This window comes from Pedobacter frigoris, assembly GCF_005116445.1.
GTDB lineage: Bacteria > Bacteroidota > Bacteroidia > Sphingobacteriales > Sphingobacteriaceae > Pedobacter > Pedobacter frigoris.
This window is the reverse complement of record NZ_SWBQ01000001.1, coordinates 657,421-677,531: the sequence shown is the minus strand read 5'-3', so window position 1 is coordinate 677,531 and position 20,111 is coordinate 657,421. Positions and strand designations below refer to the sequence as shown.

Sequence of the window (20,111 nt, the reverse complement as noted above, 5' to 3'; positions counted from 1 at the left end):
CCTATTGAATTGTAAAACTCCTCAATTCACTGAAAGCCCCTGCATTTCCAGCTTCATCCAATGCCCTTACCTGCCAGTATACCTTCTCGCCGCTAGAGGCTTCATTGAATGTAAATGAAGTACCCGTTACTATAGCAGGAAAATTGTTACCGTAGATAGAAGAACCATCGCTTTTAAAAACATACAATTGATACTTTTTAGCATCGCTGAGCCCTTCCCATCTCAAGGAAACACTCTTTGCTACTACCTGGTTGTTTATAGGGGCAGTCAGGAATACCTGTCCGGGAGCAGTTTTATCCAAGGTTATATTTTGGATTACAGACCATTTAGATTCTACCGTTGCATTCTGAGCTTTTACCCTCCATTTATAAGCTTTATCCTTTGTCAGTGTTACAGAAAACTCCTCATTCGGTGTTGTTTTGTCAAAAAACAAAGTCGCTTCATCTTCAAAATTATTGGTATCGATTTGCAAGCGGTATTTATCTGCGCCATACAATTTAAGCCATTTAAAAACAGCACTGCTTTGATTGGTCACCGCATTATTTGCCGGAGCTTGTAGTTGTACCTGTTGCGCTTCTATGGACGTTGGATGAATGATAAAAGCCGCTTTGGCGTAAGGAGTTGCGCTGCTTCCATTTTCGGCACTCACCCTCCATTCGTAATTTCCCGGATCAAGTGTGTAAGTAAACTTATTGGTATTGATCAGTGTATCAAGAATTAAACTTGATGCATTTGAGAAAGTTGGGGTTACTACCTGCAGTCTGTATTGAAAAGCATTTTCTACCGTATTCCACCAGAAGGTCTGTTTGTACTGCATGCTTTCAGTGCCATTTGCAGGCGCCAGTAGTTCCACATTCTTCTTATCAATTGAAGGTTCAATAAATTCTTTACACCCTATTGAGAACAGAGCCAGCCCCAGCAGGACTTTTGAGAGGTTTTTAAAGTTTATCATAGAGCGATAAATATACGAAATATCTAACAATTAAGTGATACAAGGCACCCATTCTACGGAGACCACTTGTCCCGCAATAACATCAATAATGTTATCAATATTACTCACCATATAATGGACCAGATTCGATTCTCTAAATTGTCCCAGACTTTCTTTCTCAAACCATTTAAGAAAATCTGAGTTTACGGAAGTCCTGAATCTTCTCATGGAAGGATTTTCGTTTAATGATTTTAACCTGCCATGTTCCTGAACAACTCTGTATGCCTGAACCCCATCAAATTTGATTTCCAGCATTTCATTTTCATTTCCTAGGACTTTCAAGTGCAGTACAACTTTACCTAGCAGATCTTTAATTCCAAAAAAATAGAGATCGTCGTAAGGTATTGCGTCAATTGGTTCCCATAAATTATAATCATTCATAGCATTACAAAACAAGATCTATTATACAAAAACCATACTATTAAAAGTTTGTATACAGTTAGCAACCATTTATTCCTTTACACAACCAGCTGCAACAGGATCAAAGTTACTCGGCCACACCGTTAGGTCGTCGTATGTTGCATTTGTGAACTTTGCGTAGTTAATATTTATACAAGTCATTATAGTCCCACATAAATTAGCGTCACTAAAGTCGGCATCTAACACGTCAGCTTTATCAAGATCAGCTCCCGCGAAATTGCAAAACATCGCCCTACAATTGTGTAATCTAGCGCCTTTCATGTTCGCATGCATAAAAAAAGCCGTCATTAGGCTAGTTCTAGAAAGATCACACCTAATTAAATTTGAATTTGCTAAATAAGCACCACGCAAATCACAGCCTATAAAACTTGCGTCATGTAAATCCATATCTTCTAATATAGCTCTATGCAAACCCAAGTTATTAAGATTTACACCAACTAATGTATCATATGGAACCTCTAACACCTCATCAGTTGCAAATAATATTTTCATAATTTTTATTTATTGTTCCAGTCTATCCTGGAAACAGTTGTTTTTTGAATAGGTTTAACAAACGGAGCCTGACTTGGAGAAAGAGTTCCAGACACTCGTGATGGTTCTTGCCCATAAACTCTTCCTGCAACAAAGCGATGGTTACCGTCCACAATTACATTGCCAGCTACCTTGATAGGTGGCGCAATATTAACCGTTTTCAAGCATAGTAACATAACGTTGCACAACTGGCAATGAAACGGCACCTTGTGTTGTTTGCATTGTTGATCCTTTAAGAGCTTTTGCAATTGAGGCTTCTGTAACAGTTACTTTTGCTCCACGTAGACCGTTTACTGCGACTTTAACTTCACCTGAACCAACTAAAAGTTGAGCTACATCACCCACTGCCTGACCTATCATCTCCGCTTTTACATCAGAATTTCCATTCTGAAATTTATCAATAGTTTGAGATGTGGCAACCGCCATATTTAACGCTCCTTCAGGAGTACTCAAGCTATGTATATCTTTGACCGTTTGAACAGGATTTGTCACCATGTCAATAGCGCCCGTTACTGTACTTACTGCTGATTTACCTATTCCTAGCAAGAAACGGTCAACTTTCCCCGAAATGGAGGGGGTCAGTTTAAATACGGAATGACCGGCCATTTTCCCCTGAAATACCCACAGCGATCTCCTAAATCGACTATTATTTAAAAAATATCCAATATAGATGGATTCGACCAGAGATCAAATTTATCTAAAACAATAATCAATCTGTCTGGTCCATCTTTCTGTTTTAAGAGATATATTAAAAGATTGTCAGATGTACCTCCATTTCCTTCAGATGTCAAAGATTTTATTGCGGATATATCTTGTTTTTCAAAAATTGCCTTGACATTACTAAAGATAGTTTGTTGATATTCTATCGAATTCAAAAATTCTAACGTAATTGTATTGTCCGTTGGAATTTTTAAACGCTCTCTTATTTCATTCAAAATAATCTCGTCAAATTTATACATGCATTCCGTTCAAGGGCCATGCACCCTCTAGCGCATTTTTGGATATCCCCACTTTTAGATGTTTTTGTGCTCTAGTGAAAGGATTTATTTATTAGGTTAATCCAACACAAACCATTTTTCGTTTACATCTACAAAATATAAAAACTCAGCCAAACTACTATTTGATTGGTCTCTCACCAAGCTCAAGCTAATGCTACTATCATTAGTGAAAAAAAGTTCCAATCGCGTATTTTCCAACAGCACAACGTTATTAACTTCAGAAGCGATTATCTTACACAATGCATCTCTATACATTATGTCTCCAATTTTATAGTTTATACTTTCTAGGTTAACCTCAGGCCAACTGTAAAAAGTTAATGTATTTCCATCAAAATGAAGTTGTAAGTAGTCTTGAACAAATTCAACAGAACTTAGCTGTTCACCAATAATCGACTTAAATAGATTTTCCATATCATTGTTTAAAAGGTAGATGACCACTTGGGTCACTATTTGAAATTGTTCGACCTGTCCACGGGTTTACTGTTTGCCCTTGTGTATTCATATAATTGATACGTCTGCCTTGAGTTGTATTTGCATCCATTATTCTAACGCCTGTAACCTTGTTATTCATACCTGAACCGCCGCTACCTCCTTTATACACCATACCACTTCCTTTCTCAGGGCTTAACGGTCCCATAGCTCCTTTTGGGATGGCAACAGCTTCACCAGAGCTATTAACTACGAAAGAAGTACCCTTTCCTGTACTAGCAACACCTGCAACAGCCACTTTTGCTCCACGTATACCATTTACTGCGACTTTAACTTCACCTGAACCAACTAAAAGTTGAGCTACATCACCCACTGCCTGACCTATCATCTCCGCTTTTACATCAGAATTTCCATTCTGAAATTTATCAATAGTTTGAGATGTGGCAACCGCCATATTCAACGCTCCTTCAGGAGTACTCAAGCTATGTATATCTTTGACCGTTTGAACAGGATTTGTCACCATGTCAATAGCGCCTGTTACTGTACTTACTGCTGATTTACCTATTCCTAGCAAGAAACGTCCAGCACCAGAAAGAAAGCCTGGAGGATCGATCGGCACCTTTTTATCAGGATCATTTTCGTCAGCCATACCACCTGCATCACTTTTAGAGAAAAACCCATCGGTTGGCGCCATACCATCCGGATCAATAAATCTGATCGGATTGTTGAAAACATAGTTATAAGGACTATGCCTTCTCATTTTCTCCGCCAGCGGATCCACCACATTCCACCTTCCAATAACCGGGTCATAGAACCTAGCGCCGTAATCAAGCTGTCCCAGCTCTGTTTGCAACTCCTTGCCATTATAAAGATACTTATTGACACCAGCACTTGCAACTTTCTGCATCCCGAAAGGATAATAGTCATCACTCTGCAACCTTTCCAATAAACCACTTGACGGATTCTTATAAAATGTATACCTCACATTTCCAAGATGATCCGTCAGATTATACTCATAACTGTAAGTATCGGGACTTCCAGGATTCCTTCTCGCTTTTCCCTCCTCAGTCATGATAAAATCAATCGCACCACCTGTGTACTGGATCCCATCCACATAATCTGAAGTCGGTTCTTCACTACTCACCTTTCTCAGTTACCCGGCAAATAATATCTTAACTTTTGATTTCTTCAGGATGTAATAGATTAAAGATATAAAGCAGACATAATAAAACACCTGAAAAAAGTGAAGATAAAAATATCTCCCTATTAAGAAATCCTATCAAGTCAGATTTATACAATTTGCTTATAGATACACCATTTGAGAAAAATAAAAGGCTAATTCATTAACCACTTATCCGTAACATAATCCTAATCATACATTTGATAACATATATATATCCACATCTAATTCTATGCCTAATGAACTTAATTTTTTAATTACTTCTTTGTTAAAATTTAAGCCGATATTATTTTCATTACGACATTTCATTACAATTGACAATTCACATAAATATTTATGACTAAATGCTAATAATTCATTTTCGTTAATTGACATAAGCAAATCATCGATACCTTGATTTATAAATTCAGAATTTTCAATAGAACTTTTTATAATCCAACTGCTATTTTTACGTGTGATACTTCCGTCTCTATTCGGGATAATTTCTCCCTTTAACCAAGACTCTGTTGCATCAATTCCCAACTTTTTATTAATCGCTTCTATTGAACATTCAAAGTCATGAATTTTTAGCGCTAATGTTACATTTTCCATTATCTCAAATCATTTAAATTTATACCTGCAGGTTCACCTGGACCATTTCCTCCTTTTGGCTTTATTACTACATCCCCATTTGGTTTTTTATAAAGATCAATTTTACCAGTTGATTTTCCACCTTTTAAATCGTGTACATCATGACCATTTCGTTCTAACTTATCTATTTCACCATCCGACAATTTTTTGTCTTGGTTTCCTTTTCCTCCCTTAGAAAAAACCATATTAGGTTTCAGATCCATTATATTCTGAAGAAGACTTATAGTAGTTAAAACCCCTCTCAATGGAGCGAATAGCGTGCTCTCTATAGCATAACTTTGGCTAATTCCTTGAGGGGCGAATTTAGTAAACGTAGCAGCTATAGCCATTCGAGTATTTGCTCCGCCCCTTATTTTAATCTCATCCAACTCAAGGGCGTTAAACCCAAGTCTAGCAATATAGTGGCCTGGATAGTAACTAACCCCAGATTTCTCAGTACCTACGATGGTTAAATTATCCTTTGTACCATTCCAATTCGAGGGGTCTGAAACTAAATAAACATTTTTATCATTAGGATCATTGTCATAACGAATAATCTTACCATTTGGACCAATGTATGTCGCGGCCAAATAATGAGGATCATTTTCTTTAGCCATACCACCTGCATCACTTTTAGAGAAAAACCCATCGGTTGGCGCCATACCATCCGGATCAATAAATCTGATCGGATTGTTGAAAACATAGTTATAAGGACTATGCCTTCTCATTTTCTCCGCCAGCGGATCCACCACATTCCACCTTCCAATCACCGGGTCGTAGAACCTTGCACCGTAATCAAGCTGTCCCAGCTCTGTTTGCAACTCCTTGCCATTATAAAGATACTTATTCACACCAGCACTTGCAACCTTCTGCATCCCGAAAGCATAATAGTCATCGCTCTGCAGCCTTTCCAATAATCCACTTGACGGATTCTTATAAAACGTATACCTCACATTACCCAAATGATCCGTCAGGTTATACTCATAACTGTAAGTATCTGGACTTCCAGGATTCCTTCTCGCTTTTCCCTCTTCAGTCATGATAAATTCAATCGCACCACCTGTATACTGGATCCCATCCACATAATCTGAAGTCGGTTCTTCACTACTCACCTTTCTGAGCTTCTGACCAGTAGCATCATAAGTATAAGCAATGTTTAAACCTGACTTTGTTACGGCTATAGGTATATTATCAATACAAACAAATATTTTTGCACAAAACTTCTTTTTACACAAAAACATATCTGGTTGATAACCATACCTTTCAATATAATAGTCAATTCACCATCCCTAACCGCTCTAACAAATTCTTTATTTATTAACATCATATAATTTAGATTTATTTATACTTCATTCTTCCTGTTTCATCCTTTTTAATCGTTATAATTATATCCTACCGCACACACTACCCACTTAGTGTATAATTTACAATTAAAAATTATTAATAACTGTGAAATATTTTGATAAAACTGTTGTATAATTTCAACAAAAACAAACAATTTATTTATGTTACATGGTTTTGATGATATTATACATAACAATGATTACTATTATGATAGAATAAATAATAAACTTTGCACACTAACTTACAAGGGATAATTAAAATAACTGAATTTACCTATGAAGTATACGTGTATTATCATAAGAGACAAACGTGTATCAAACTCTTCATTCAACAATTACCTGAACAAAGACCCCAATATCGAGGTCTCCGGAACTTTCACATCTGCTACAGAAGCCATTAGGAGTATTGATTTAAATGACAAACCTGATTTCATATTTGTAGATATTCAGGATCCAAGTGTAGAAACTATTGACGCTTTAACCAGGCTAAAAAGATATACCAAAGCACTGGTATTCATATCGTCTGACAAGGCTCAACATCAGCAAGTAACAGATGACAATACTATTCACTTAATTCCCCTGCCAATAAAGTCAAAGCAGCAATACGACGAGATCCTTAAAGAGATACGTATGGACATCGCTACAAATACTTTCATCTGTATGACTGTCAAATTAAAAAAGGGAAGCAATGAATTCACATCCTGTTATTTTGACGACATCACATACATTGAATCCGAGGGAAACTACCTGCATATCCATACCGACAACAATACATACTCCTTATTAAGTTCACTTTTAGACATCGAAGAACAAGTGAAATATAGAACTGATTTGGTTCGTATTCACAAATCCTTTGTCATTTCTATCCATGCGATTGAGTACTTCATAAAGCCGCTGTCGGTTAAAATACGCGGATTAAAAATACCTGTTCCCGTAGGCCGCAGTTACCAAAAAAAATACCATGAAGCTGTAAAACATAGAAAAATACAATTGGACCAACTATCAGATAAATAAACCCTACATCTGCCAATGGATAAACTTACACTCTGCCTATACCTGGCTCGTCATGAGTGCACCATGACTGCACCATGAGTGCAGGGTGAGTGCACCTTTTCCTAGAAAAAGGTGCACTCAACGTGTATTTACAATGTTGTGATTGTGCTGACATCACAACCCAGACTACAACAAAACATAAACTAACTGATAACAAAAATAAAAAAACAACATTATGGGAAAATACGATGGCAAACACCTAACAGGCTTAGTAGGCCCACTAGTCATCAGAAAAGGAAAAAAAGGACAGATTGTATCGACTAAGGCAGATAAAGTCAAGCAAACACAAGGTACAAAAGATTCCTCAAGTATGTTTGCAAAATGCAGCACATTTGGAAAAGAAATACGTGATGACCTCAATGGTCTCTTTGGAAAAAATAGTGATGGCGAGATGGTAAATAGGTTGCAAAAAGAAATCAGAGCTGTAATGGATCATTGCTATGACAAAGAAACCAAAACCTTCCATTTCAATGAGTATAGCTTTGACAGACTTCAAGGCTTTGATTTTAATGAAAAATCTCCACTAAAAAACACCTTGTGGTTGTGGATACAGCCTCAAGTACAAATCAGCAATAATATTCTGAATATAAGTTTACCTGAGTTCATACCAAATGAGGAAATCAGGTTTCCTGATGATGCAAGCATTTGCGAGCTTGAATTGATTGTTGGATCTTATGGATTGAATGTAGGTTACCATAGGGCAATTTTCTATCAGGCAATCACTATTCAAAAAGATCAAATAGCAGTACCGGCTCAGGAATGGACATTCGAAGTTCCGGATGGATGTCTCTGTATTCCTGCTATTGGTTTAAATTTCTACAAGACACGGGGCAACTTCCAAACCAACCTCAACAGCAAAATATTTAATCCCGCGGCAATCATAGGTGCACCGATAAGCCCGGGCACATTTGTGGTACCACCGAGAATATCCGGACCGGTATACTGGAGCCCCATGGGCGTAAAATTTCCGGCTGAAAATGAAATATAAGTCCAGACACTAATTCGGCATGATTCTCGTTGTTATATGGATATGAAATATAGACTATTCCTGTTTTTATTACTTTGCGCCACTGCTGTAAAAGCCCAGACTTTCAAATATCCTGTGCTCAACCCTCAGGGCAAAACCATAAAATCCCTGGCACCTGCTCAATGGAAGGCCGTGGATTCGATATATGGCGATCTAAATAACGACAAGATTGAAGATCTTGCAGTGATTTACGAGTTTTATGCAGCAGTAAAAGAAAACCGGGCTTATGGCGACAATACCACAGAGTTGATTACCGAGATACAGAAGCCGAGAATACTAGCTATCTATTTCAAATCGGGCAGAAACTACCGTCTCTCTACACAAAACAACAACTTCATTTTAAGATCTGAAGAAGGTGGTTTAATGGGCGATCCTTTAAGACCTTTGAAGATCGACAGCAACAGACTTACGCTTTCATTTGAAGGTGGCGGCAACTGGAGATGGAAATTGAGTTATACTTTCAGGCACCAGAATAACGACTGGCAACTTACCAAAGCCAATAATTTTGCTTACCACAACAGTTCAGGAGAAATGAACGATAAGCAGTATGATTTTCTGAATAAAAAGCGGGTGGTGATCAGCGGAACTATTGAAAATAAGAATGCTAATAACGAAAAGATAGAACAGCCATTATCAGTGAAGGCATTAAGGACGTTTGCTAGTTTTAAGAAACCCTGGACCTGGGAGATCGGACCTGACGAGTATTTATAGAACTATCTGCACTAGCTTGCAGTGAAGAAAAAACCTTCTCAGAGAAGACATCAGCGCCCATGTTGCGTAGCTTCAGGGGATGCAGTCTTCGAAGAGAACGGTATTTTTTCTTCACTACCAAGCGATTCCTATTATCTTGAATAATTTGGTGCTTCTTTGGTGATTGAAATATCATGTGGATGACTTTCTCTCATACCGGCAGCTGTGATCCTTACGAACTTCGCTTTCTGAAGCTGGTCTATAGTAGCCGCACCGCAGTAGTGCATACCTGCTCTCAAACCACCTACATACTGATAAATTACCTCTGCCAATGTACCTTTATAAGGAACACGGCCAACAATACCTTCCGGTACAAGTTTCGTTACCACATCAGTTTCGTCCTGAAAGTAACGATCTTTAGATCCCTGAGCCATTGCTTCAACAGAACCCATACCGCGGTATGACTTAAACTTACGTCCTTCGTAAATGATGGTTTCGCCCGGCGACTCCTCTACTCCTGCAAATAATGAACCTGCCATGATCGCACTTGCACCCGCAGCTATTGCTTTTACAATATCACCTGTTTGTTTGATACCACCATCAGCGATCACCGGAATACCTGTTCCGATTAATGCCTGTGCACATTCAAATACAGCGTACAATTGAGGTACTCCTACCCCTGCAATGATCCTTGTGGTACAGATAGAACCCGGACCAATACCTACTTTAACCGCATCAGCTCCTGCTGCTGCCAAAGCTCTTGCTGCATCTGCAGTAGCAATGTTTCCGGCTATTACCTGTAGCTCAGGCCAGCGTTGTTTGATGGCGATCACCATATCGATCACACCTTTAGAATGTCCGTGGGCAGTATCAACCGTTACCACATCTACTCCTGCTTTTACCAATGCCGCTACACGGTCAATGTTGTCTGCAGCTACACCTACAGCAGCACCTACGCGAAGTCTGCCTTGCTCATCTTTACAAGCTTTAGGGTAGTTTTTATATTTCTGTATGTCTTTGAAAGTGATCAGACCAGCCAGACGGCCGTCTTTATCTACAACAGGAAGTTTTTCAATTTTATAGTCCTGTAGAATCTCTTCAGCTTGCATTAATGTAGTTCCTTCAGCAGCAGTGATCAGGTTTTCCCTGGTCATTACTTCAGAAACTTTGCGTTGCATGTCTTTCTGGAAACGAAGATCTCTGTTAGTGATGATACCTACCAGCTTGTTGTCTGCATCAATAACAGGAATGCCGCCGATCTTAAATTCTTTCATGATCTGAAAGGCATCGGCAACTTTAGCTTCTTCACGCAGGGTAACAGGATCCTGGATCATTCCGCTTTCTGAGCGTTTTACCTTTCTCACTTCATCAGCCTGACGCTCGATGCTCATGTTCTTGTGCAGCATACCGATACCTCCTGCCTGGGCAATAGCAATAGCTAGGCCGGCTTCAGTTACAGTATCCATAGCAGCAGAAACTATAGGAACATTGATGCGTATTTTTTTGGTGAGGAAACTTCCGGTATCCACGTCACGTGGCAGAACTTCAGAATAAGCAGGTACTAATAATACGTCGTCGTATGTTAGTCCTTCAGCGATAAATTTATTGGGATCGAGTTGCATAGCAAATAAGTTTACGAGTTACTATTTGCCGGGCAAAAATACGATTATTATTTATAACACACAATAGTTATCTGGAAATAGGCTGGTATTGGTTAAAGATTACAATCAAATTAAATAAAGTTGCTTCGCATCTTCTTCGAGGCCAGGATGAGCTGGTATATAAAAAAAGGGCCGGTATCATCATATGATGATACCGGCCCTTTTGGGCTTGAGATATTTACTTACAATTGAGTAGTCTTTGCAAAGATCGGATCTCTGTCTTTTACTATTCTTTCAGATCCTTCATTAATTACTTTTCCGTCAACCTCAACTTTGTAGGTAACCGTAAAAGGCGTGGCACCAAATTCAAAGCCACCGATATTTAAAGCGCCGGCGTAGAAACTATCGGCAGATTCTATAACTATTGTCTTTCCGCCGTTAAAATTATCGGTACCCAAGTTTAACGACGCACCTTTCACTAAAACCCCATCAACCTTCCAGTCTACGGTTGATCCATTGGTTTTTGATGCGGCAAGGGTTACATCAAAATAATCACCTTCCGCTTTTTTAAAATCACTTGAAAGGGTTAAAGTGATTTTTGCTTTCTTACCACTCGACGGACTATTATCATCTTTCTTTTTGCAAGAGAATAAAACTGTTAAAGCAGTCAGTCCGCAGGCAAGCATCATTACATTTTTGTTGATTTTCATAGGTTGTATTTATTATTTGTTTTACTTATTTATCTTTATCAATATCTCCCCATCGTCCAGCCCCTCCAGATTCTTTTCAGCAAACGTAGTTGCCGATACTTTTTGCAGGGCGGCTAACAAATCTTCACTGGTACCGGTGTGCTGCACCTGAATAGTTGACGACGACGCATTGAATTTCATTTTTGTGCTCGCTACACCTTTGGCAGTTTGAACCTTTTCGTTAATGCTTTTGAGCATAGAAAAATCTACACCGCTAAATTTTATAATCGTATTTGTTTCTGCTGCTGCACTTTTCGTGCCAAATAACCCCGTAGCTTTTAACCCCATTTTCGAAGCTTTATCGGCAGAACCAGCGGCTTGGTCCGCCTTATTTAATACTTTATCTATTTTATCTAAAATGCCTTGTGCACTTACTGTTGTTGCGCCAAATACCAATAAAGCGAAACATGTCATTAATAATTTTTTCATAGTTTGAGTTTTAAGGTATTCAAAGTTACCTCCCCAAAACAGGCAGCGCAATAACTACAAGCAGTCATTCTTATATAGCTGTAAACAGCTATATTTCACATTTTATTTCCATAAACTGCAGATTATGCTTAACCTTATCAGGAGACAAAAAATCATTATTACACCCTACCTACCCATGAAAACCTATTATTTCAGCTTAGTTCTTCTTCTGATAGCTATCAAGAGCGATGCGCAATCTCCTGCCCCTGACAGATATCTCGACAGTCTAAATCAATTGATTAAAATAACCAAGTCTGACAGTATAAAGGCCAGAAATTACTTTCTCCTATCTGATTATTGGAGAGAGCAGGACACAGCCAAAGCAAGAGCTTATCTGGAAAAGGGAAAGGTTCTGGGCGATAAATACCCTTTCATGAAAGCGTTCTACTATTCTTATTTAGGAAATTATTATTTAGGGATAGACGATGCCAAAAGTGAGATCAATTTTCTAAAGGCCGACAAGGGACTTTCTGTTTTCAAGACCAAAGAAGCCTATCAGGAACGGGCCGGGGCATGGCATAACTACGCCTTGGTACAACAACATCAGGATGACCATAGAGGCGCCTTAGATGCACTGATCAATCACGTGCTCCCATTATCGAAAAAGGCAGGCGACAAAATATGGCTGGGAACTGAATATATTTCAATAGCTGCGATTTTTATGAATTTAAAGCAGTACAACAAAGCAATCCCCTATCTGAACCAAGGCATTGAGCTCTTTCAAAACGCCCCCCGGAGTCAATATTTTTTACTGGTAAATGCTTACCTGACTGCATCAGACAACTATTTCGGTCTGGAAAACTACAAGTTATCCAAAAAGTATCTGGATTTAGCCAAAACAGTGCTCGACAAATCAAAAAACATTGCTTCCCAGTATCGCATAGAGATATTTCTGCTTGACTACTATAAATGTGCTACTACCTATTTTGTAGCTACCAAACAGTATCAAAAAGCAATAGCGCATGCCGATGAGGGAATTAAACTGGCGAGAGAATTAGATGATAATTATTCCCTGCAGGAAATCGCTTTCGATAAGCACACCATTCTCGTTGAACAAAAACGTTATCCTGAAGCGGAAAAAATTTTAACGGGTTTAGTGACACAAAAAGAGACATACTCTTTAACCCAAAACCGATTAAAAACATTTAATGCCCTGGCCAGCCTTTACCATACAACAGGCGATATGGTCAAGGCCTATACCTGGTTGAAAAAAAGTAAAATCCTGGGAGATAGTTTAAACGAAAGCAAATTGAAAACGGATGTCAGTAACCTGGAAATAAAATACAAAACTGCAGAGAAGGAAAAGAAAATTCTATCCCTGCATGCGGAAAACGAAAATGCCAATTATAAAATCAAACAGAACCGCCTGTTAAGCTGGCTATTGGGCTTGATTAGTTTGTTTTTACTGGCGATTGCTATTTTGGGCTGGCTATTTTACAGAAACAGTAAAAAGCTGGCTGCGCAAAAAGAATTAAACCATCAACAACAATTGACAGATATCGAAAGACAAAAGCAGATAGATATGGTGCAAGTAATGCTGAACACCAAGGAGGATGAACAAAACCGCGTGGCCCGCGACTTGCACGATGGTCTGGGCGGAATGCTGTCCACCGCTAAAGTCAATTTACTTCACTATACCCAGGAAAAGAACGACAATACTGATGCGGAACTTGGTAACGTGGTGCTCCAGTTGGAAAACGCAATAACAGAACTTAGGCGTATAGCTCATAATATGATACCCGGAATGCTTTTAAAACTGGGCCTCGAAGCTGCGCTACGTGATTTATGTGACACGCTGAGCACACAAAACCTGGATGTAGTGTTCCAGTGGCTGAACATAAAGAACGAATTACCTGTCCAGGAACAAATTACGATTTATCGCATAGTACAAGAGGCATTGGCCAATGCGGTTAAACATGCCGATGCCAAAAATATACTTTTGCAATGCACGCAAAGTGACGATGTATTTTTCATTACTATTGACGATGACGGCAAGGGTTTTAATGTTGACACTCCGGTAAAAAACCAGGGTATTGGGCTTAAGAACATCAAAAGCCGGGTTGAACATTTAAATGGAACTATAGAAATTTTATCAAAAGAGAACGAACAAGGTACTTCAATAAATATAGAGCTGCATGTTACCATCTAAACCTACCCTTGCCATTGTAGACGACCATCCGATTATTATTGAGGGGTTGACAAAACTTTTAATGAAGAAAGAAAAATTTGACCTCATTGGAAGTTTTACCAATGGCGAGGATTTTATTCCTTTCTTACAGACCAATCCTGTTAAAATTGTGCTTTTGGATATTGTATTACCGGGTATAGATGGTATGGATTTATGTAAAGAAATAAAAAACATATCACCGGCAACTATAGTGCTTGCCTTTAGTAACCATCAGGAACGGAGCGGCATTATGAAAATGCTGGAAAATGGTGCAAGTGGATATGTGCTAAAAGATGCTTCGATAGATGAACTTTTGCTTTGCATTGATGAAGCGTTAAATGGCAGGATCACATTTAGTAAGGCCATTAATGATATTCTTACACAGGCGCAATTAAAAGAAAACAGGCTGACCAGACTCACAAAGAGAGAAACCGAAATCCTGAAGTTAATTGCCCATGGCGCCACTACGCCTCACATTGCCGAACTGCTTTTCCTAAGCAAGTTTACAGTAGAAAATCACCGGAAAAATATATTGCAAAAGCTAAAGGCAAAAAACGTAGCTGAACTGATCAGCATTGCCAACCAACAGGGCTTGCTTTAATTTCAGTCAAGTTCTATAATAATTAGCTATCAGTGTCAGCTGTTAAAGAATGTTAATGTCTTTTGATTCAATAGTATAATCCCTAGTTTTATGACATTCTTTTAAAGTCGAGAAAAACAAATTAAATACTTATGAAAAAACGCTTATCACTCCTATTGCTCCTGGCTGCCACCGTGCAGCTACAGGCCCAGCAAGTCAGCAAAGACAAACAAATTGCCAATTTAGAAAGCTTTGCCAAATTGTATGGCTACGTAAGGTATTTTCATCCATCAGAAGAAGCAGCTGCTGTGAACTGGGACAATTTCCTCTACTATGGCAACAAAGAGGTAGAAAATGCGACAAACACACAGGTATTGAATCAGAAACTGAATGCCTTATTTAATCCCATAGCGCCTTCGGTGTACATCGTTAGTACTGCTGCTGCAAAGGATTTTGATGTAAAAAGCATTACTCCGCCGAATAAGCAGGACCTGAAAGAAATCACCTGGCAACACTACGGTATGGGCAATCAGGATGGTCTTTACAAGAGCATCCGTACCAACAGACCGATTAAAATAAGGGATCCCAAACGGGCGAGGTTTGCAGTCGCGACCTCTTTTGTGGATGCCACCGCATATCGGGGCAAGAAATTTAGACTCAGGGGCTGGATGAAAACAGAAGTTACTTCAGGACAAGGTCAGATGTGGATGAGGATAGATTGTGAAGGAGATAAAAGGGGCTTCTTTGACAATATGGACAGCAGACCTGTTAAACTGAAGGATTGGAAAGCTTATGAAATCAGCGGAACGGTAGACCAGGAAGCAAAAGAGATGGTCTTCGGGGCATTCCTCGTTGGCGATGGGAAACTGTGGATCGATAACTTTAGCCTTGAGGTGGAAACTGGTGGAAAATGGACAGCCATACCTGTTGGCAATCATTCTTTTGAAGCAGAAAACACTGCAGGCTGGAATACAGGGTCGGCAGGATACAGCTATATGCAGGTGAAAGACACCAAAGTGGAAGGACAAAAGGCCTTGCTGATCGCCGACATTTCGGAAAGCAAAATGCTGACCACCATCTTTGATGACAAACCGGCCTTCGGTGAGTATTTCATCAAAAATATTGGCAATGGACTCTCCTGCGTAGTACCGCTGGTACTGATGGGGACTGACAGCACCACCTATCCTGTTGCGAATGCAGCCCAGCTACAGCAGTTGAAAGACAAGATAGATCAAACCGTAAAGCCGCCGATGACAGCAAACGACCTTTATGTGAGGTTCTCAGCAGTGGCGGTAGCCTGGAATGCATTCCAGCATTTCTTCCCTTATAAAGAGGAAGCGAAACTCCAGTGGGACAAAGAACTGCCTGCAAACTTGCGCGCAGCATATGAGGCAACTGATAAAGAGCGTTTTGCGAGTGTATTACGTGTGATGACGGAGAAGCTGAAAGACGGGCATGTACGTTTAAATTATGGAAGCCAGGATTATTTCTCTATACCTGCTGGCGCAGTGCTTGCAGAGGGTAAGATCGTCATCAGTAAAGTAGATGACGTTAAAGATCCTGCTGAGCAGTTGCCCTTAAAGGCCGGAGACGAGGTGATCTCTATTGACGGCATCGCGGCAATGAAGCGTTTTGCAGACCTTAAGAAAGAAGTATCTGGTTCAGAACAGTATAAGAATGCTATTGCCCAGTCTGTCCTTTTTAACGGCAACAAGGATACGGAAATGCTGCTTAAAATCAAACGTTCCGGAGAAGCTGAAAAAGCGGTTCGCCTCGTCAGGAAGGGTTACAGAAATTCTCGGGATACCATTACGATCAAAAAACTAAAGGACGGGATCTATTACGTAAACATAGGCAATACCGAAATGAAGGAAATCACCGCAATGATGCCTGAACTGGCACAGGCGAAAGGGCTGGTATGCGACCTGAGAGGCTATCCTAAAGGAAATCATGAGCTCATCTCCCACCTGCTGACGGTACAGGACTCCAATAAGTGGATGTTTGTACCACGCATCACCCATCCTGATTATGAAAAAGTAAGCTATGAAGGTATGGGCTGGAACATGCCTGTAAAGACCCCGCACATTAGTGCCAAAGTGATTTTCCTGACGGGTGGTGGCTCGATTAGTTATGCAGAAAGTTACATGGGTTTCATTAAGGGTTATAAACTGGCCACCATAGTGGGGCAACCGACAGCGGGCGCAAATGGAAACATCAATCCTTTCAACCTTCCGGGAGGTTATAACCTCAGCTTTACCGGGATGAAGGTGAAGCTGCAGGATGGTGGAGAGTTGCATGGCCTGGGGATACAACCTGACGTGTTGGTAGACCAAACCATTAAGGGCATAACTGAGGGCAGGGACGAATACCTTGAAAAGGCTTTGGAATTATTAAAATAAACTATCTGCTGTAAGGTTTTTCGTTGATCCAGTGAAAGCCTCTTTCTGTAAGGATAAAGTGCTTCTTTTTAAGTGCTATCCTTACAGAATCATCATATATTTTTCCAGAGAGCACCAGGCTATCTGGATTTGGAAGTACGTATTTCAGGATATGGGTCGAGTCGGGATCTTCATTGAAAGCGATGCTGATCTTTTTAGTTTTCGTATCAGTCTTTATGGAATGGAACTCGATGGCGTCGTTCATGAACATAATGGACGATTTATCCACTCCTTCCATCCTGAGCTGTTTCCATTGGAATGCATCATCATCGCCAATAGCCATAGCCTTGCTGTTCCTTATAAATTGCTTTACGTCGTAAGCTCCATACAAAGGTGATTTTGCTGCGGCATCGCCATACATTTTTCGCGATTGAAGCAGCCCGTAAATGGGCATTATTACAGCCAAAAAGAGGATGATGTATTTGACACTGTACTTGGTGACGTACAGCCAGCGTTTTTGAATTTCGGGAGCATTGAACTTACGGAGTGCCACAGCTTCACCCTTGATCAGCAACCGGTAGAATTTTATAGCATTGGGCGCCAGCAGAAAGGCGCTCATCAGGAACAGGGCTGTAGAGACAATCTTGACCGGCACATCATAGAAATAGTTGATCGCCATCACATTGGCTGTAACAGCAAAACAAATCAATGCACCCAGTGTGACCGTCCGCCTGAACAACAGCAACAAAGCCATTACTTCTGCAAATCCCATAAAGAGGTTGTACCCTTTTGAAAAGCCCATGAAGGTCCATGCAAGTCCCATTGGAGATGACTCACCATAAGGCATCATCAAACGGGAGATTCCTGGGGAAGGGAACTGCAGTTTAATCACTTTGACCATTCCATAATTGAACAGCATGATTCCTACATAAAAACGCACGGCAACGGTAAGCCAGTAATACAGCCTTGGATAGTTCAGGCTTTTTCTGTCGAGCACAGTCCAGATTATAGTGCCCGTAACGGCAATGGTGGTGATAAACAACAACACCACGTAATCATAGGTAGTATCTCCGCTCCCCCCTGTAAATTCTGTGATTTCGTAAGGCAGTTTAAGCACGTATTTCCCTACCCATGGAATAAATTGATGCATTAGCTCGGTAACGAACTGCATCAGGACATAAAACAGTGGATAGGCTCCGTTATTTACAAATAAGGTGAACAGGATAAACAGGATGAAGACAAATCTAAAGGATAACCTTTGAACCGGGGTCCATGCTCTCATAATTACTTATTGATCAATTGAAATGAAGAAAACTGTGCTTCCTGATTGGCCGAACCTTTGAAGTTCAAACCAATCCTCGGGCTCCTGTCCCAGGGAGGAAGGAAGTTTACAGATGGGGCTTGCGCTGCTGTGAGTGATCTCCAGTCCTTTTGCGACTGTTTAAAATAAACCCTGCAAATGAAGTCTGGCTGTACTTCCAGTTTTAATTCAACCGGACCGGCACTGCTGATTCCCTCCGAAGCCAGGACTGTTCTTTTTTTATCTTTAACCATCCAGAATTCGACCTTGTTGCCCACTGTCCCAACTCCGATTGCAGCATTGGCATCACCATAGATTACTAATCCTTTTTGGGCATCATTGTGGTTGACAACTGTAGTAGTGATTTCGTAATTTGTAGAAACAGGGCGAACGGTGTACGCAATACCAGTAAGGTAATCTTCTTTCGTGATTCCTGATAGATGCAGATTGCCTTTAAGCTGTTTGACTACTGGGTTTGAGTTTCTGAAATCCCATTGCCAATATACAGCCGGCATTTTGGCCTTAAAATCATCTTTGATATTTGCGGGCTGAGTACCTGAAGTTTCTGTTTTAAATACCGGCCATGCGTTCGTGCCTGGCCATATCAATTCGGCAAGTAATCCTTGTCGGCCTGTGTAAACAGAGCTCTGTTTGTTATAGGCATGGTATAGATAATAAGTTTTATGATCCGGTGTATTTACAAAAGTACCGTGTCCGGAGCACTTCCAGTCTTCATTTTCTTTTAGCACCGGATTATTTTCATAATCTTCATAAGGCCCTTTGAAAGTCTTTGACCTGGCTATCCTTGTGTTATAATCGCAGTTACTTCCGCAGCAATTGCCGGCAGAATAGAACATATAATAATAATTGTCTTTCTTCAAAAAGCTTTGTCCTTCCAGGCCTATGCCCTTTTCATCTTTTAGCATGGTGAACAACTCGCCTTCCAGCTTCAATCCATCAGCAGACAGCTTGCTGCCCATTATTTCGATAGGCCGGCCATCAAGACCATAAGCCTTGAATGTAATGTACAGTTGTCCGTTGTCATTGTAAACAAACGCATCTATAGATTCCTTGCTGTGCTCGATGATCACTCCATGGTCTTTGAAACCCCGGTCGGGATATGGAGAGGTGGCGACGCCAATGTAGGAGGCATTGTCCTTTTTGCGTCTGGCACTGTAGTAGATAAAATAAGTGTTGTTGTGATAATAATATTCCGGCGCCCAAAAAGAGCCAGTTGTCCATTCCGGTGCTTTATCAAACACATAGCCTACCTGTTTCCAGTTTTTCAGATTAGCGGATTGGAATATAGGGAAATGAGGTGCCCATTCTGAAGAGGTGCCTACGGCATAATATTGATTTCCTTTTTTAATAATCGAGGGGTCAGCAAAATCTCCGGGAATAACAGCGTTGATCTGTGCCTGGAGTTTTATAGGCGTGGATTGGCAGAGCGCAATCAGCAGCAGGCATTTTAAAAGGAATCTCATTTAATATTGTTCTATTAGGTAATTACTTGTATTGCAATATATAAAATGATGAGGATTTTAGTCTTTTTTCTTTTCAGGATATATGCTATTATTGCATAATCTAAATTACAGCC

General features: G+C 40.1%; 20 protein-coding genes. 6 read left to right on the top strand and 14 right to left on the bottom strand.

Annotated elements, in window-relative coordinates; translation table 11 throughout:
* Position 1: 1 nt before the first annotated feature.
* The 9 genes from FA047_RS03010 to FA047_RS21090 all read right to left on the bottom strand — a co-directional run bounded on the left by FA047_RS03010 (position 2) and on the right by FA047_RS21090 (position 6,399).
* Positions 2–952 carry a fibronectin type III domain-containing protein gene (locus FA047_RS03010; protein ID WP_136834495.1) on the bottom strand — a complete coding sequence of 317 codons (951 nt, stop codon included), beginning with the start codon at positions 950–952 and terminating at the stop codon, positions 2–4.
* A gap of 30 nt (positions 953–982) precedes the next feature.
* Positions 983–1,372, bottom strand: a complete 390-nt coding sequence (locus FA047_RS03005; RefSeq protein WP_136834494.1) for a hypothetical protein — start codon at positions 1,370–1,372, stop codon at positions 983–985.
* A 69-nt stretch (positions 1,373–1,441) separates the two neighbouring features.
* Entirely contained in the window at positions 1,442–1,903 is a 462-nt protein-coding gene (locus tag FA047_RS03000) for a pentapeptide repeat-containing protein (protein ID WP_136834493.1), read from the bottom strand.
* A 189-nt stretch (positions 1,904–2,092) separates the two neighbouring features.
* Positions 2,093–2,548, bottom strand: coding sequence for a hypothetical protein (locus tag FA047_RS02995; RefSeq protein ID WP_136834492.1), 456 nt, complete (start codon positions 2,546–2,548; stop codon positions 2,093–2,095).
* Positions 2,549–2,592: 44 nt separating this feature from the next.
* The gene (locus FA047_RS02990; protein WP_136834491.1) at positions 2,593–2,901 is read right to left on the bottom strand and encodes a hypothetical protein; all 309 of its coding nucleotides are present in this window, start codon (positions 2,899–2,901) and stop codon (positions 2,593–2,595) included.
* A 96-nt stretch (positions 2,902–2,997) separates the two neighbouring features.
* Complete coding sequence (locus tag FA047_RS02985) at positions 2,998–3,351, bottom strand: hypothetical protein (RefSeq protein ID WP_136834490.1); 354 nt, start codon at positions 3,349–3,351, stop codon at positions 2,998–3,000.
* A gap of 1 nt (position 3,352) precedes the next feature.
* The gene (locus FA047_RS21095) at positions 3,353–4,513 is read right to left on the bottom strand and encodes an RHS repeat domain-containing protein (protein ID WP_394347551.1); all 1,161 of its coding nucleotides are present in this window, start codon (positions 4,511–4,513) and stop codon (positions 3,353–3,355) included.
* A gap of 228 nt (positions 4,514–4,741) precedes the next feature.
* Positions 4,742–5,140, bottom strand: a complete 399-nt coding sequence (locus FA047_RS02975) for a DUF4279 domain-containing protein (protein WP_136834489.1) — start codon at positions 5,138–5,140, stop codon at positions 4,742–4,744.
* The gene (locus tag FA047_RS21090) at positions 5,140–6,399 is read right to left on the bottom strand and encodes an RHS repeat-associated core domain-containing protein (RefSeq protein WP_205943225.1); all 1,260 of its coding nucleotides are present in this window, start codon (positions 6,397–6,399) and stop codon (positions 5,140–5,142) included. The genes FA047_RS02975 and FA047_RS21090 overlap by 1 nt, the downstream gene beginning before the upstream one ends.
* Before the next feature lie 378 nt (positions 6,400–6,777).
* On the opposite strand from FA047_RS21090, the gene FA047_RS02965 reads away from it, so the two are divergent.
* The 3 genes from FA047_RS02965 to FA047_RS02955 all read left to right on the top strand — a co-directional run bounded on the left by FA047_RS02965 (position 6,778) and on the right by FA047_RS02955 (position 9,292).
* Positions 6,778–7,515 (top strand): LytR/AlgR family response regulator transcription factor, encoded by a 738-nt coding sequence (locus FA047_RS02965; protein WP_136834488.1) that lies wholly within the window; start codon positions 6,778–6,780, stop codon positions 7,513–7,515.
* A gap of 214 nt (positions 7,516–7,729) precedes the next feature.
* Complete coding sequence (locus FA047_RS02960; protein ID WP_136834487.1) at positions 7,730–8,542, top strand: hypothetical protein; 813 nt, start codon at positions 7,730–7,732, stop codon at positions 8,540–8,542.
* Between the two features lie 42 nt (positions 8,543–8,584).
* Positions 8,585–9,292, top strand: a complete 708-nt coding sequence (locus FA047_RS02955) for a hypothetical protein (protein WP_136834486.1) — start codon at positions 8,585–8,587, stop codon at positions 9,290–9,292.
* 131 nt (positions 9,293–9,423) lie between these two features.
* On the opposite strand, the gene guaB is transcribed toward FA047_RS02955, so the two are convergent.
* The 3 genes from guaB to FA047_RS02940 form a co-directional block, all read right to left on the bottom strand.
* Complete coding sequence (guaB, locus tag FA047_RS02950; protein WP_136834485.1) at positions 9,424–10,893, bottom strand: IMP dehydrogenase; 1,470 nt, start codon at positions 10,891–10,893, stop codon at positions 9,424–9,426.
* Between the two features lie 221 nt (positions 10,894–11,114).
* Positions 11,115–11,582 (bottom strand): hypothetical protein, encoded by a 468-nt coding sequence (locus FA047_RS02945; RefSeq protein ID WP_136834484.1) that lies wholly within the window; start codon positions 11,580–11,582, stop codon positions 11,115–11,117.
* 21 nt (positions 11,583–11,603) lie between these two features.
* On the bottom strand, positions 11,604–12,050 hold the full coding sequence (locus FA047_RS02940) for a hypothetical protein (protein ID WP_136834483.1): 447 nt from the start codon (positions 12,048–12,050) through the stop codon (positions 11,604–11,606).
* A gap of 124 nt (positions 12,051–12,174) precedes the next feature.
* Between FA047_RS02940 and FA047_RS02935 the strand changes: the two genes are divergently transcribed.
* The 3 genes from FA047_RS02935 to FA047_RS02925 all read left to right on the top strand — a co-directional run bounded on the left by FA047_RS02935 (position 12,175) and on the right by FA047_RS02925 (position 17,235).
* The gene (locus FA047_RS02935; protein ID WP_136834482.1) at positions 12,175–14,238 is read left to right on the top strand and encodes a tetratricopeptide repeat-containing sensor histidine kinase; all 2,064 of its coding nucleotides are present in this window, start codon (positions 12,175–12,177) and stop codon (positions 14,236–14,238) included.
* A complete protein-coding gene (locus FA047_RS02930) occupies positions 14,225–14,857 on the top strand; it encodes a response regulator (RefSeq protein ID WP_136834481.1) in 633 nt (210 codons plus the stop codon). The genes FA047_RS02935 and FA047_RS02930 overlap by 14 nt, the downstream gene beginning before the upstream one ends.
* A 131-nt stretch (positions 14,858–14,988) precedes the next feature.
* Entirely contained in the window at positions 14,989–17,235 is a 2,247-nt protein-coding gene (locus tag FA047_RS02925; RefSeq protein WP_136834480.1) for a S41 family peptidase, read from the top strand.
* A gap of 1 nt (position 17,236) precedes the next feature.
* Here FA047_RS02925 and FA047_RS02920 read toward each other — a convergent pair whose 3' ends face one another.
* On the bottom strand, positions 17,237–18,496 hold the full coding sequence (locus tag FA047_RS02920) for a hypothetical protein (protein ID WP_136834479.1): 1,260 nt from the start codon (positions 18,494–18,496) through the stop codon (positions 17,237–17,239).
* 2 nt (positions 18,497–18,498) lie between these two features.
* The gene (locus FA047_RS02915; protein ID WP_136834478.1) at positions 18,499–19,998 is read right to left on the bottom strand and encodes a glycoside hydrolase family 43 protein; all 1,500 of its coding nucleotides are present in this window, start codon (positions 19,996–19,998) and stop codon (positions 18,499–18,501) included.
* Positions 19,999–20,111: the final 113 nt, after the last annotated feature.

Bases quoted from the DNA above. Each gene is read 5' to 3' on its own strand.
- FA047_RS02920 (WP_136834479.1), bottom strand. From the start codon at position 18,496: ATGAGAGCATGGACCCCGGTTCAAAGGTTATCCTTTAGATTTGTCTTC.
- FA047_RS03010 (WP_136834495.1), bottom strand. From the start codon at position 952: ATGATAAACTTTAAAAACCTCTCAAAAGTCCTGCTGGGGCTGGCTCTG.
- FA047_RS02995 (WP_136834492.1), bottom strand. From the start codon at position 2,548: ATGGCCGGTCATTCCGTATTTAAACTGACCCCCTCCATTTCGGGGAAA.
- FA047_RS02955 (WP_136834486.1), top strand. From the start codon at position 8,585: ATGAAATATAGACTATTCCTGTTTTTATTACTTTGCGCCACTGCTGTA.
- FA047_RS02925 (WP_136834480.1), top strand. From the start codon at position 14,989: ATGAAAAAACGCTTATCACTCCTATTGCTCCTGGCTGCCACCGTGCAG.
- FA047_RS02960 (WP_136834487.1), top strand. From the start codon at position 7,730: ATGGGAAAATACGATGGCAAACACCTAACAGGCTTAGTAGGCCCACTA.
- guaB (WP_136834485.1), bottom strand. From the start codon at position 10,893: ATGCAACTCGATCCCAATAAATTTATCGCTGAAGGACTAACATACGAC.
- FA047_RS02965 (WP_136834488.1), top strand. From the start codon at position 6,778: ATGAAGTATACGTGTATTATCATAAGAGACAAACGTGTATCAAACTCT.
- FA047_RS03005 (WP_136834494.1), bottom strand. From the start codon at position 1,372: ATGAATGATTATAATTTATGGGAACCAATTGACGCAATACCTTACGAC.
- FA047_RS03000 (WP_136834493.1), bottom strand. From the start codon at position 1,903: ATGAAAATATTATTTGCAACTGATGAGGTGTTAGAGGTTCCATATGAT.
- FA047_RS02990 (WP_136834491.1), bottom strand. From the start codon at position 2,901: ATGTATAAATTTGACGAGATTATTTTGAATGAAATAAGAGAGCGTTTA.
- FA047_RS02975 (WP_136834489.1), bottom strand. From the start codon at position 5,140: ATGGAAAATGTAACATTAGCGCTAAAAATTCATGACTTTGAATGTTCA.
- FA047_RS02915 (WP_136834478.1), bottom strand. From the start codon at position 19,998: ATGAGATTCCTTTTAAAATGCCTGCTGCTGATTGCGCTCTGCCAATCC.
- FA047_RS02930 (WP_136834481.1), top strand. From the start codon at position 14,225: ATGTTACCATCTAAACCTACCCTTGCCATTGTAGACGACCATCCGATT.
- FA047_RS02945 (WP_136834484.1), bottom strand. From the start codon at position 11,582: ATGAAAATCAACAAAAATGTAATGATGCTTGCCTGCGGACTGACTGCT.
- FA047_RS21090 (WP_205943225.1), bottom strand. From the start codon at position 6,399: ATGTTTTTGTGTAAAAAGAAGTTTTGTGCAAAAATATTTGTTTGTATT.
- FA047_RS02935 (WP_136834482.1), top strand. From the start codon at position 12,175: ATGCTTAACCTTATCAGGAGACAAAAAATCATTATTACACCCTACCTA.
- FA047_RS02940 (WP_136834483.1), bottom strand. From the start codon at position 12,050: ATGAAAAAATTATTAATGACATGTTTCGCTTTATTGGTATTTGGCGCA.
- FA047_RS02985 (WP_136834490.1), bottom strand. From the start codon at position 3,351: ATGGAAAATCTATTTAAGTCGATTATTGGTGAACAGCTAAGTTCTGTT.